At 70.2% G+C, this 12,191-nt stretch carries 14 protein-coding genes; 2 read left to right on the top strand and 12 right to left on the bottom strand.

From position 1 onward, the window contains the following. Positions 1–20 precede the first annotated feature (20 nt). From pdxT to ACYQ1K_RS15640, 12 genes are all read right to left on the bottom strand, one after another. On the bottom strand, positions 21–617 hold the full coding sequence (gene pdxT, locus ACYQ1K_RS15585) for a pyridoxal 5'-phosphate synthase glutaminase subunit PdxT (protein WP_459984029.1): 597 nt from the start codon (positions 615–617) through the stop codon (positions 21–23). Next, positions 614–1,522 (bottom strand): pyridoxal 5'-phosphate synthase lyase subunit PdxS, encoded by a 909-nt coding sequence (gene pdxS / locus ACYQ1K_RS15590; RefSeq protein WP_459984030.1) that lies wholly within the window; start codon positions 1,520–1,522, stop codon positions 614–616. Before pdxS ends, pdxT begins: the two co-directional genes overlap by 4 nt. 34 nt (positions 1,523–1,556) lie before the next feature. Next, positions 1,557–2,168 (bottom strand): phosphatidylinositol phosphate synthase, encoded by a 612-nt coding sequence (pgsA, locus tag ACYQ1K_RS15595; protein WP_459984031.1) that lies wholly within the window; start codon positions 2,166–2,168, stop codon positions 1,557–1,559. A 29-nt stretch (positions 2,169–2,197) separates the two neighbouring features. Continuing rightward, entirely contained in the window at positions 2,198–3,016 is an 819-nt protein-coding gene (locus ACYQ1K_RS15600; RefSeq protein WP_459984032.1) for an inositol monophosphatase family protein, read from the bottom strand. Then, positions 3,013–3,561, bottom strand: coding sequence for an HIT family protein (locus ACYQ1K_RS15605; protein ID WP_459984033.1), 549 nt, complete (start codon positions 3,559–3,561; stop codon positions 3,013–3,015). Before ACYQ1K_RS15605 ends, ACYQ1K_RS15600 begins: the two co-directional genes overlap by 4 nt. Further along, entirely contained in the window at positions 3,558–4,283 is a 726-nt protein-coding gene (locus ACYQ1K_RS15610) for a TetR/AcrR family transcriptional regulator (RefSeq protein ID WP_459984034.1), read from the bottom strand. The genes ACYQ1K_RS15605 and ACYQ1K_RS15610 overlap by 4 nt, the downstream gene beginning before the upstream one ends. Further along, positions 4,280–5,941 (bottom strand): FAD-dependent oxidoreductase, encoded by a 1,662-nt coding sequence (locus ACYQ1K_RS15615; RefSeq protein ID WP_459984035.1) that lies wholly within the window; start codon positions 5,939–5,941, stop codon positions 4,280–4,282. The genes ACYQ1K_RS15610 and ACYQ1K_RS15615 overlap by 4 nt, the downstream gene beginning before the upstream one ends. A gap of 23 nt (positions 5,942–5,964) precedes the next feature. Continuing rightward, positions 5,965–6,942 (bottom strand): AurF N-oxygenase family protein, encoded by a 978-nt coding sequence (locus ACYQ1K_RS15620; RefSeq protein WP_459984036.1) that lies wholly within the window; start codon positions 6,940–6,942, stop codon positions 5,965–5,967. 69 nt (positions 6,943–7,011) lie between these two features. Then, positions 7,012–8,970 (bottom strand): threonine--tRNA ligase, encoded by a 1,959-nt coding sequence (gene thrS / locus ACYQ1K_RS15625; protein ID WP_459984037.1) that lies wholly within the window; start codon positions 8,968–8,970, stop codon positions 7,012–7,014. A 35-nt stretch (positions 8,971–9,005) separates the two neighbouring features. Next, positions 9,006–9,188 (bottom strand): hypothetical protein, encoded by a 183-nt coding sequence (locus ACYQ1K_RS15630; RefSeq protein ID WP_459984038.1) that lies wholly within the window; start codon positions 9,186–9,188, stop codon positions 9,006–9,008. A 142-nt stretch (positions 9,189–9,330) separates the two neighbouring features. After that, complete coding sequence (locus ACYQ1K_RS15635; protein WP_459984039.1) at positions 9,331–9,798, bottom strand: DUF4383 domain-containing protein; 468 nt, start codon at positions 9,796–9,798, stop codon at positions 9,331–9,333. Between the two features lie 86 nt (positions 9,799–9,884). Continuing rightward, a complete protein-coding gene (locus ACYQ1K_RS15640; protein ID WP_459984040.1) occupies positions 9,885–10,748 on the bottom strand; it encodes a LysR substrate-binding domain-containing protein in 864 nt (287 codons plus the stop codon). A gap of 82 nt (positions 10,749–10,830) precedes the next feature. Here ACYQ1K_RS15640 and ACYQ1K_RS15645 point away from each other — a divergent pair, with 82 nt between their 5' ends. After that, complete coding sequence (locus tag ACYQ1K_RS15645) at positions 10,831–11,799, top strand: EamA family transporter (protein WP_459984041.1); 969 nt, start codon at positions 10,831–10,833, stop codon at positions 11,797–11,799. Between the two features lie 64 nt (positions 11,800–11,863). Further along, complete coding sequence (locus ACYQ1K_RS15650) at positions 11,864–12,163, top strand: hypothetical protein (protein WP_459984042.1); 300 nt, start codon at positions 11,864–11,866, stop codon at positions 12,161–12,163. Positions 12,164–12,191 lie beyond the last annotated feature (28 nt).

Consider the following 12,191-nt stretch of genomic DNA (forward strand, 5'->3'; position numbering starts at 1 on the left):
GCCACCCCAGCCGGCGGTCGTCACCCCGCGGAGCGGACGACGTCGACGAAGAGCCGGTGGATGCGTCCGTCACCCTCCACCTCGGGGTGGAAGCTGGTGGCCATCAGGCGCCCCTGGCGTACGGCGACCGGGTGGCCCGCAGCAGCCGCGAGCACCTCGACCTCCGGCCCGACCTCCTCCACCCACGGCGCGCGGATGAAGACGGCGTGCACCGGGTCGGCGAGCCCCTCGACGGCGAGCTCGCCCTCGAACGAGTCGACCTGCCGCCCGAAGGCGTTGCGCCGGACGGTGATGTCGAGGCCGCCGATCGTCTCCTGGTCGGCCGTGCCGTCGACGATGCGGTCGGCGAGCAGGATCATCCCGGCGCAGGTGCCGAAGGCCGGCATGCCGTCCTTGATCCGGGCCCGCAGCGGCTCGAGCAGGTCGAAGGTGCGAGCCAGCTTCGCCATCGTGGTCGACTCCCCGCCCGGGATCACGAGACCGTCGATGGTCTCGAGCTCTGCGGGGCGGCGTACGGCGAGGGCGTCGACGCCCAGCGCGCCCAGGGCACCGACGTGCTCGCGGACGTCGCCCTGGAGGGCGAGGACTCCGATGCGGACGGCGCCTCCGACGCTCACCAGCCCCGCTCGGCGAGGCGATGCGGGACGGGGATGTCGTCGACGTTGATGCCGACCATGGCCTCACCCAGGCCGCGCGAGACCTTGGCGACCACGTCGGGGTCGTCGTAGAACGTCGTGGCCTTGACGATCGCCTCGGCCCGCTGGGCGGGGTTGCCGGACTTGAAGATGCCCGAGCCGACGAAGACGCCCTCGGCGCCCAGCTGCATCATCATCGCCGCATCCGCCGGGGTGGCGATCCCGCCGGCGGTGAACAGCACCACCGGCAGCTTGCCGGCCGCGGCGACCTCCTTGACCAGCTCGAAGGGCGCCTGCAGCTCCTTCGCGGCCACGTACAGCTCGTCGTCGGAGAGCACCGTCAGCCGGCGCAGCTCCTTGCGGATCGTGCGCATGTGGGTGACCGCGTTGGAGACGTCCCCGGTGCCGGCCTCGCCCTTCGAGCGGATCATCGCCGCACCCTCGGTGATCCGGCGCAGCGCCTCACCCAGGTTCGTCGCACCGCACACGAACGGGACCGTGAAGGCCCACTTGTCGATGTGGTTGGCGTAGTCCGCGGGCGTGAGCACCTCGGACTCGTCGATGTAGTCCACCCCGAGGGACTGCAGCACCTGCGCCTCCGCGAAGTGACCGATCCGGGCCTTGGCCATCACCGGGATCGAGACGGCCTCGATGATGCCGTCGATCATGTCCGGGTCCGACATCCGCGACACCCCGCCCTGGGCGCGGATGTCGGCCGGGACGCGCTCCAGCGCCATCACGGCCACCGCGCCGGCATCCTCGGCGATCTTCGCCTGCTCAGGGGTGACCACGTCCATGATCACGCCACCCTTGAGCATCTCAGCCATCCCGCGCTTGACGCGCGTGGTGCCGGTGGTGGGGGCCGCTGCGGTGTCGGAAAGCTCCATACACCAAATGCTAGTTCTCTTTGCCGCGATGACCCTATTCGGCCGCGAGGGCCTGCTTGCGCACCGTCAGGATCCGCTGGGCGACCGTGACGGTGCTGGCGATCGCGAGCGCCCAGATGGTGACCTCCATGAGGATCGGGAGACCCAGCAGCGCGCCGAGACCGGTCATCACGAGGATGGCGACGAGCCGGTCGGACCGCTCGGCGATGCCCACCTGCGCGGTGTAGCCGAGGCTCTCGGCCCGAGCCCGCGCGTACGACGTCACCGAGCCCATCACCAGGCAGATCATCGTCAGCCACAGGTAGAGCCGGTCATCGCCCGGACCCGCGAAGTAGAGCGCAAGACCGCCGAAGATCGCCCCGTCGCCGATCCGGTCGAGCGTGGAGTCGAGGAACGCGCCGAACGACGAGCTGCGGCCGGTCTTGCGTGCCATCGCCCCGTCGATGAGGTCGCTGAAGACGAAGCACGTGATGAAGACGACGCCGCCCAGCAGGTGTCCGCGTGGGAAGAACGCGAGCGCGCCCACGCAGACGCCGGCGGTGCCCACCAGGGTGACCGCGTCAGGGCTGACGTTGAGCCGGATGAGGAGGTTGACGATCGGCGCAAGGACGACGCCCTGCCAGAACGCCTTGAATCTGTCCAACATGGTGGCGTCAGGCTATCCGCCGGTGCCGCTCAGGCCTCCAGCGCCGCGCAGATCGCGTCGACGGCGCTCGGCACGCCGGTGACCGACCACTCCACGCCCGCGGACGCCGTACGCCGGTGGGCGCCGCCCACCCCGAGCACCAGCGCGGCCCCGGGCAGCCGGTCCCACGGCGGCACCGAGTGCTGGCAGGCGACGTGCAGCTGTCCACGCGCGATCGCGGTGTGGTCCATCGAGCCGGACCCGAGCATCCGCAGCGTCGCCACGCCGCGGACGACCCGACCGAAGGCTCGTCCGACCTCGTCGCCGTAGAACGGAGGGTGGAGGTACGTCGTCAGGCAGGACTCGCCCAGCGACCGGTCCTCGATCCTGGGAAGCGGCTCGCCGTTGCGCGTGGTCGGCAGGTCGGGGCCGCCGACGAACAGCGCGTCCTCGTGCGGGTGGTAGACCGCCCCCAGGACCAGGTCGTCGCCGTCGGTCAGGGCAAGGGCGGAACACCACCAGGTCAGCCCGTTGACGAAGTTGTAGGTGCCGTCGACGGGATCGATCACCCACGTGCGGCCACTCGACCCGCCGTCGGCCGACCCCTCCTCGCCGAGGACGCCGTCCTCGGGACGCGCCTTCGCCAGACGCGTGACGATGAGCTCCTCGGCGGCGTGGTCGGCAGCGGTGACGACGTCGGAGACGGACGTCTTCGACTCGGCTTCGATGCCGCCGGCGCGCATCCGCAGCGCCAGCCGTCCGGCATCGCGGACCAGCTCCCCGGCGAGCCGCGCGTCCTCGGCCAGCCTCGTGCCGGCCGCGCCCGTGCCGGCCGCGCTCGTGCCCTGGGCCATGCCGCCCGCGGTCACGCCGACCACGCCTCGGCGAGGAGGCGGCGGGTCTCGCCGAGCAGCTCGGGAAGGGTCTTGGTGTGGCCGATGATGGGCATGAAGTTGCTGTCCCCCACCCAGCGCGGCACGACGTGCTGATGCAGGTGGGCGGCGATCCCGGCGCCACCGGCGGTGCCCTGGTTCATCCCGATGTTGAACCCCTGCGCGCCCGAGACCGACCGGATGACCCCGATGGCGGTCTTCGTGAGCGCGGCCATCTCGGCGGCCTCCTCGACGGTGGTGTCGACGTACTCCGCGACGTGGCGGTAGGGGCAGACCATCAGGTGTCCGGCGGAGTAGGGGTAGAGGTTGAGGACGACGAAGGCCAGCTCGCCCCGATGGACGACGAGCCCCTCCTCGTCGTCCAACGAGGGGATCCGGCAGAAGGGACACTCCCCTGCCGAGCCGTCCGCCGGCTTGCTCTCACCGCGGATGTAGGCCATGCGGTACGGCGTCCACAGGCGGTCGAGCGCGTCGGAGTGGCCCACGCCGTCCTGGTGCAGGGTCGAGGCGTCCTCGTTCACCGGCCGCTGGTCTCCATCAGCCCGGCCGCCACGTCGGCGGTGATGTCCTCGACCGTGCGCTCGGGGTCGATCTCGAGTCCGAAGCGGCGGGCATGCCCGTCGATCCCGAACCAGACGGTCTGGCTGACCAGCCCCACGAGTGTCTGCGGGGTCAGCAGCGGATCGGGCCGCTTGAGCCAGCGCCGGACCGCGGAGAAGACCGCTCCGACGATCCCGTGCGCCAGCGGGTCGAGCGAGGCGCGGTCCTCGGCGGTGAGCTCGCCCCCCAGGGCGACCGCGCCGACCTGGACGACCTGCGCGATCTGGCCCGCCAGCCGGTCGAGTCCCTCCTCGAGCGGGCCGCTGCCGGTCGCGTCATGGTCGGCGAGCTGGTGGAGCGCCGGGTGGGCGACCGCCCACTGCACATAGGTGCCGACCGCACGCTCGATGATCTGCGGGACGGTGCCGTCCAACGTGATCTGCGGCAGCAGCTCGGCCCAGAAGCCGTCGAGGACCTTGGTCTGGACCGCCCGGTCGAGGTCGGCCCGGTCCTCGAAGTGCCGGTAGACGACCGTGCGACTCAGCCCGGCCCGCTGTGCGATCTGCTGGACGTGGACCTCTGCGCCCGGACCGCTGTCCTCGACGACCGCGATGGCGGCGTCGATGATCTGCTGGCGCCGCTCCTCCTTGTGCCGGTCCCAGCGCGCCTGCCGGCCGTCCCGAGCACCCGTCTCGGCCGTCACGCCCGGACCTTGCGCAGCCAGGGACGGCGGGCACGCGGCTGAGCGACCCGCAGCATCTCGTCGATGTCCACGATCTTCACCCTAGGCCGTCCCTGCTCCGTGCCGCGACGCCGCTCCTCGCGCTCGAGGGAGCGCCAGCCCGCAAGGTCGACGGCCGACGGCTGGCGGCGCCCCACCAGAGCGGCGATGGCGGCGGCATCGCGGGACGGTCGGGCGAGCTCTCCTCCGTCGAGGTCGTCGAGCAGCCGCTCGACCGTCTCGTGGGCGTCGGACTTGTTGGTGCCGATGAAGCCGTTCGGTCCGCGCTTGGCCCACCCCGCGACGTAGACGCCCGGCCACACCCGTCCGCCGTCACTCGGCACGACGCCACGGGCTGGGTCGTAGGGAAGGTCCGGCACCGGAAGCCCGTGGTAGCCGATGGCACGGAGCACGACGCCCGCCTCGAGCACCTCGGTCTCGCCGGTGGCGACCGCTCGCACGCCCCCGTCGTCCGCCTCGAGCCGGTTCCGCATGATCTCGACCGCCCTCACGTTGTCGGCGCCGAGCAGGCGCACCGGCGAGGCCAGGAACCGCAGCACGATGGTCCGCTTCCCGGGGTCGACCGGGCGGCCCGCGAGCTCGCGGAGCAGCCGCGAGCGCGCGTCCTGGCCCTCGATCCGAGCGCCGCCCGTGTCCGCGACGACGTTGAGGCCGTCGTGTCCCGCAAGCCCCACGAGCTCGGGGAGGGTGAAGGCGGCCTCGTCCGGGCCGCGACGACCGAGTACCACGACCTCGCGCACGTTGCTGCGGCGAAGCCGCTCGAGTGGAAGGGCCGCGATGTCGGTCGCGTGCAGGCGCTCGGGGTCCTCGGCGAGGATGCGGGCGACATCGAGGGCCACGTTGCCGTTGCCGACGACGACGGCCCTTCCGGACGGGACCGACGCGGCGTCCAGCCCGACCGCGAGGTCCTGGCGGTCAGGATGGCCGTTGTACCAGGCGACGACGTCCGTCGCCGACAGGGAGCCGGGCAGGTCGCCTCCCGGCACCCCGAGCGGGCGGTCGGCCGCCGCGCCGACCGCGTAGAGCACGGCGTCGTAGTGCTCGGCGAGCTCGGCGTGCGAGACGTGCTTGCCGACCTCGACGTTGAGGAAGTACCGAAACCCGCGCTGTTCCTCGATGGCGGCGAAGAGTCCCTGCACGCGCTTGGTGTGCGGATGGTCGGGCGCGACGCCGAAGCGCACGAGGCCGTACGGCGTCGGCAGGCGGTCGTAGACGTCGACACTGATCTCGGGGTGGGTCAACAGCTCGTCCGCCGCATAGAGGCCCGCCGGTCCGGCGCCCACGACGGCCACGCGGAACGGGCCCGACCGGGCGAGCCGCCGTGGCGCCGGGATCCGCGCGAGCGGGGTGCGATCGGCATGCGGGAACACCTCGTAGTACTCGGCGTTGAGGGCCAGGAAGGGCTGTTGCTCCGGCGTCAGGGCGGTGTGGGGCACGATCGCGTCCGCGGGGCAGGCCGTCGTGCAGGCACCGCAGTCCACGCACGACGCGGGGTCGACGTACAGCATCTCGGCCTCGGCGAAGCCGGGCTCGCCGGGAGCCGGATGGAGGCAGTTGACCGGGCAGGCGACGACGCACGAGCCGTCGGAGCAGCAGGACCCGGTGACGACGTGGGGCACGGTGGCTCCGCTCCTCCTCGCACTCAGGACCGAGCAGGGCTCGGAGCGCTGCGGAACCGCGAGGGATCCCCGTCGATGCCCAGCCTCCTCCAGATCAGCCGAGCCGCCCCCGACCGGATCCCCAGGCGGTCGGCGAGCATCCGGACGTCACCGAAGAGGTCGCGCAGCAGCTTCTTGGACTCGGGCGACTCCCACCAGATCTCCTTCGCCACGTCCTCGGGGATGCCCATCGCGCGACGGTCCTGATTGCTCGGGACCATGATCACGTCGCAGAGCACGCGCATCACGATCGGGAACAGGACCTTGAGCACGCGCTGCCTCCGCTTGCTCAGCTGCGGCCAGTGGTGCTCGAGGTAGGCATGGGCGAATCCGATGTGGCGGGCCTCCTCGGCGATGTGGATCTGCATGATCCGGTCGATCAGCGGGTGGCTGCCACCGGCGCGCATGATGCTCTTCTGGAGGTGGTCGATGGGCTCCTCCCCCGCCAGGATGCCGACGAAGAAGAGCTCGGGGAACCAATGGCCGGCCGAGGTCACGAGCGGCGCGACGCGGGTCCAACGGCGCGATGCGCCGAAGACGTCGGCGCCGGAGCGGTTCACCGACTCCTGGAACATCTGGATGTGGTGGGTCTCCTCGGTGACCTCGTGCATGGCATACCGGAACTCCGGATTGTTGTTCTCCATGCGGATGAGGTGGTGCATCACTCCGGCGATCAGGATCTGCTCGAACTGGCGGCCGACCTTGGCGATCTGCGCGTAGCGGTAGCGGCCGATCTCGATCTGGCGCGCGCGCGAGAGCGCCTTGTACCACTCGTGTCGGCCGATCTCGTCGGCGTCGGTGAGGATGAAGCGCTCATCCTGCTCGGCGACCTGCATCTCGGGGGCGTCCCACGCGATGTCGCGGAACGCCTCGAAGTGCCGGTCCAGCGATGCCTGGGACAGGGTCCTCAGGGCGTCGTCGTACTCCTGCTTGCCTGGGAAGACGTGCTCGACAGCGCTCATGCACCCAGATTAGTGCGACAACAGTCGCACTAACAAGGGTTGCTGTGACACGACGTCACACGCATCGCCTCAGACCTGCTCGTGCGACTCCACCGCTGCCACGATCCGCGCGATGGCGTCCGCCACCGGTACGCCGTTCTCCTGGCGCCCGTCGCGGTAGCGAAAGCTCACCGCGCCGTTCGCGACGTCCTCACCGCCGGCGATGACCATGAACGGCACCTTCTGCAGCTGGGCGTTGCGGATCTTCTTCTGGAACCGGTCAGCCGAGTGGTCGGTCTCCACGCGGATCCCCTTCGCCCGCAGCTGCTTGGCGACGTCGTCGAGGTAGTCGGCGAAGGCGTCGGCGACCGGAATCGCCTGCACCTGCACCGGCGCCAGCCACGGAGGGAACGCGCCCGCGTAGTGCTCGACCAGGACGCCGAAGAAGCGCTCGATCGAGCCGAACTTGGCCGAGTGGATCATCACCGGCTGCTGCTTGGAGCCGTCGGCCGCGACATACTCCAGCCCGAACCGCTCCGGCTGGTTGAAGTCGTACTGGATCGTCGACATCTGCCACGTGCGGCCGATCGCATCGCGCGCCTGCACCGAGATCTTCGGGCCGTAGAACGCGGCACCGCCCGGGTCGGGGACCAGCTCGAGGCCCGACTCGGTGGCGACCTCCTCGAGGATCCTGGTCGCGGTCTCCCACTGCTCATCGCTCCCGATGAACTTGTCGCTCTCCGGGTCCCGAGTGGAGAGCTCGAGGTAGAAGTCGTCGAGGCCGAAGTCGCGGAGCACGCCGAGGACGAAGTCGAGAAGATGCTTGATCTCGGCGGGCGCCTGCTCGGCGGTGACGTAGGAGTGACTGTCGTCCTGGGTCAGACCGCGGACGCGAGTGAGCCCGTGCACCACGCCTGACTTCTCATAGCGATAGACCGTGCCGAACTCGAACAGCCGCAGCGGCAGCTCGCGATAGGAGCGTCCACGGCTGGCGAAGATCAGGTTGTGCATGGGGCAGTTCATCGCCTTGAGCTGGTATTTGCTGCCCTCCAGCTCCATCGGCGGGAACATCGTGTCCGCGTAGTACGGCAGGTGCCCCGAGGTGTGGAACAGGCCGTCCTTGCTGATGTGCGGCGTGCCGACGTAGGAGAAGCCCTCCTCGATGTGCCGGCGGCGGACGTAGTCCTCCATCTCCCGCTTGATGATGCCGCCCTTGGGATGGAAGACCGGCAGGCCGGAGCCCAGCTCGTCGGGGAAGGAGAAGAGGTCCAGCTCCCGGCCGAGCTTGCGGTGGTCGCGGCGCTCGGCCTCCTCGATGCGGTGCAGGTGGGCGTCCAGCGCCTCCTGCGACTCCCACGCCGTGCCGTAGATCCGCTGGAGCTGCTTGTTCTTCTCATCGCCTCGCCAGTACGCCGCAGCGCTGCGCATCAGCTTGAAGGCGGGGATGCGGCGGGTGGTGGGCAGGTGCGGCCCGCGACACAGGTCCTTCCACGCCACCTCGCCGTTGCGGCCGATGTTGTCGTAGATGGTGAGCTCGCCGGCGCCGACCTCGACGCCCGCACCCTCCGCGGCCTCGCTCCCCGAGCCCTTCAGTCCGATGAGCTCCACCTTGTAGGGCTCGTCAGCGAGCTCGACGAGGGCGTCCGCGTCGTTGGTGACCCGACGGGAGAAGCGCTGGTTCGCCTTGATGATCTTCTTCATCAAGGACTCGATCTTGACCAGGTCCTCGGGCACGAACGGCGTCGGCACGTCGAAGTCGTAGTAGAAGCCGTCCTGGATCGGTGGGCCGATGCCCAGCTTCGCCTCGGGGAAGAGCTGCTGGACGGCCTGGGCGAGCACGTGCGCCGTCGAGTGCCGCAGGATGTTGTGGCCGTCGGTCGAGTCGATCGCGACGCCCTCCACCTCGTCGCCGTCGGCGACGTCGGTGGACAGGTCCTTCAGCGTGCCGTTCACCCGCGCCGCGATGATGGTCGGGTCGTCGGCGAACAGCTCCCATGCCTTGCTCACGCACCTGAGCCTATCGGTGGCTGTCACCTCGATTAGCGCCACCTCAGCCGGTGCTCGATCCCGTCGGCCGTGGCGCCTCAGGTCCGGGTGATCAGCCGCGCTGCGTTGCGACGGATGCGGGCCGGCAGATGGCCGGAGAGACGAGCTCGGGCGCGCTCGTAGCGCTCGAGCTCGTAGGGGGTGGGACGGTGGCCGAAGAGCCTGATGAACTGGTGGATGAGTGGCTGGTCGCCGGTCTCGGCGGTATAGCTCGTCGTCATGCGCGACGCTCCCTTGAGCCGCTTGTCAGACGCCGGTCTCTTGACGCCTGGGCCATGAGGATGACCCATGAGTGTCACAAATGGCAAGACATCTCTTGCGCGGGCACCGCCCAGTGGCCTCTGATCGATGTCAGAGCTGCCGCTACCGCAGCGTTGTTCCGCCGTAGGCACCGGCGCGGTTGCGGCTCAGCGCCAGGCCGAGCACGACCATGCCGACCGCCAGCAGGAGGTGAAGCCAGTTGTCGGCGCTGTTGACCGGCACGAAGTTCGCGCCGCTGTTGCGGTCGACGATGAGCCCGTAGAGGAAGAGGACGAAGTAGACGATCCCGCCTCCGATGAGGTAGCTGCGGGCACCAGTCCAGCTGCGCGCCATCGCGAGCCCGACGACGCCGAAGAGCAGGTGGACGATGTTGTGGAGGACGGAGACCTCGAAGAGGCCGAGCAGCTTGGCCTGGGAGTGATGGCCCGCGAAGCTGAGGTCGCCGTAGTGCGTCGTGATGCCGGGGATGAAGCCGGCGATGCCGACGATGAGGAAGACCGCAGCGACAACCGTCGCGGCTGTCTGGACGGGGGTGGCCGTCATGGAGCGGGTCGTGCTCGAGGTGTCCATGGTGTCTCCTCCGAGAGAGGGTGGGGTGATGCCCGCTGGTACCCATTCGGAGCGACCGGACGCCTCAGATGGGTCGGGCGAGCCGCTCAGGAGCGCGTCAGACGGTCGAGCACCGCCTGCAAAGGCGGCCATGCTCGACGGCCAGGACGCGTGACGGCGTACGCCCGCAGCCGCACCCGGGGATCGTTGAGCGCGAGCACGCGGACCCCGCGCCGGGAAGCCGGGCCCCTCGGAAGGAGGGCCACGCCTCGACCGGCGACGATGAGGTCGTCGACCAGCTCGAGACTGTCGATGCGATGGACGACGCGGGGCGTGAACCCCGCGCGCGCGGCCAACGTTCGCAGCACCTGCTCGTCAGCGGTGTGCCGCGAGTTCACGATCCAGTCGCGATCGGCGTACGCCGCGAACGGCGCGCGCTTCTCACCACTGGGCACGCCGAGTCCCCACTCGGCCTCCCACAGCGGCGTCACCTCGATGTCGATGTCCCACGAGGCGGGTGCGAGGTCGTAGTCATAGACGAGCGCAAGGTCGACCGCGTCGCGGGCGAGCAGACCGAGCGACTCCTGCGGCTCGTGCTCGTGGACACGCACCTCGATGCCGGGATGGGTGTGGGCGAGATCGTCGATGGCCGACAGCAGCGATCGGCGGACCGCGGTCGCGAAGCCGGCGACGCGGAGCACGCCCACCGGCTCCGCGGTCGGGTCGAGGTCGAGGCGGGCCGCGTCGACTGCGGCGAGGATGGTCACCGCATGCTCGGCCAACCGACGACCGGCTGGTGTCAGCCGAACCCGTCGACCATCCGGCTGGACCAGCGGCGTACCCGCTTCGCGAGCCAGGACGGCGATGCCCTGGGAGACGCTCGAGGTGGTCGTGCCGAGCTCGGCCGCCACCTCGTGCATCGACCCGAGGCGCGAGAGCTCCAGGAGGAGACGCAGGCGACGGAGATCCACTGGTCGATTGTGTGGGCTTGCTGAACGATATGTCCAGGAAAGTCACGTGGACACGAACAGATCTGACGTCTTCACTGGACACATGTCACGTCATGCCGCCCGCGTCGGAGCCTCGATGGCCGTCTGCTCGATGCTCTGCGTCCAACTCGGCCTCGCGGCCTCCGTCGATCTCATGGACCGGATCGGCCCGGAGGGGACGGCGTGGCTGCGTCTGACCTGGGCCGGGCTGCTGCTGCTGGTCATCGTGCGACCGCGCCTCTCCGACTTCAGCCGCGACGCGCTCCTGGCGGCGGTGGCGCTCGGGGTCGCCACAGGCGGGGTGACGTTGTTCTTCATGGCCGCGGTCGCCCGGCTGCCGCTGGGGACGGCGAGCGCCCTCGAGTTCCTCGGACCGCTGGGCGTGGCAGTGGTGCGCACGACCGGCGTTGCGAGGATCTGGGCACTCGTCGCAGCACTCGGAGTCGTGCTGCTGACCGAGCCATGGACCGGCTCAGCCGATCTCGTCGGCGTTGCGTTCGCCCTCGGTGCGGCGGTGTGCTGGGCGGCCTACATCCTGCTCACCCAGAAGGTGGGCGACGCCGCCAGCGGGATCACCGGCCTGGCAGTCTCCATGCCGGTCGCCGCCGTCGTCGCGACTCTGGTAGCCGGACCAGGAACGGTCGGCCATCTGACTCCTGGGCTGCTCGCCATCGGGCTGGGACTCGCCATCCTGCTTCCTGTCGTGCCGTTTGCGCTCGAGCTGCTCGCGCTGCGACGGCTGACGACCGGGTCGTTCGGCACCTTGATGGCACTCGAGCCCGGCCTTGCACTGGTGATCGGCCTTCTGGTGCTCCACCAGGTGCCGAGCCCGGTGGCTGCCCTCGGCGTCGGCTTCGTGGTGGCCGCCGGGATCGGCGCCGAGCGGCATGGTGCCCGCGTGCCGCCGCCACAGACCGAACAGAGGCCGGCCGGCCCGGCCAGGGCGGAACAGAAGCCGGCCGAGCCGACGAGGCGCGAGCCGCCGCGTGGCGCGGCCGACGACGGTCAGCTCGCCAGCGCCTGCCTCGACTGAGCCACCGGACCAGTCGAGGGGCCGTCATCGCCGATCTTCGAACACACGTTCTATCCTGGGTCCTGTGCCGACCCCTCTGCCGACGTTCGTCTGGGTGGACGTCACGGGCTCGTGGGTCAACCCGAACCCGGGCATCCTTCTCGGGTGGCGCCGCGTCCAGCACGACGGCCGACCAGGGTGGGAGGGTTGGGTGATCAGCGCGTGGGCCGGTGGCACGCCGGCGCACGGCGAGAAGGTCTATGTCCACCAGGCGTGGACGGACGCCGCCCACATCCGTGTCGCCGAGACGGCGAGGCCATTGCCCGATCTCTCCCGCCATCGGCCTGCGGGGCATGGGCGGTCTGGGTACGCCGAGCAGGGATGACATGACGACGGGGCGGCGACCGATCTGG

This window comes from Nocardioides sp. AN3, from assembly GCF_054653495.1.

Excerpts from the sequence above, each read along its gene's own strand:
- pdxS (WP_459984030.1), bottom strand. The coding sequence starts at position 1,522 with ATGGAGCTTTCCGACACCGCAGCGGCCCCCACCACCGGCACCACGCGC.
- pgsA (WP_459984031.1), bottom strand. The coding sequence starts at position 2,168 with ATGTTGGACAGATTCAAGGCGTTCTGGCAGGGCGTCGTCCTTGCGCCG.
- ACYQ1K_RS15620 (WP_459984036.1), bottom strand. The coding sequence starts at position 6,942 with ATGAGCGCTGTCGAGCACGTCTTCCCAGGCAAGCAGGAGTACGACGAC.
- ACYQ1K_RS15630 (WP_459984038.1), bottom strand. The coding sequence starts at position 9,188 with ATGACGACGAGCTATACCGCCGAGACCGGCGACCAGCCACTCATCCAC.
- ACYQ1K_RS15635 (WP_459984039.1), bottom strand. The coding sequence starts at position 9,798 with ATGGACACCTCGAGCACGACCCGCTCCATGACGGCCACCCCCGTCCAG.
- ACYQ1K_RS15645 (WP_459984041.1), top strand. The coding sequence starts at position 10,831 with ATGTCACGTCATGCCGCCCGCGTCGGAGCCTCGATGGCCGTCTGCTCG.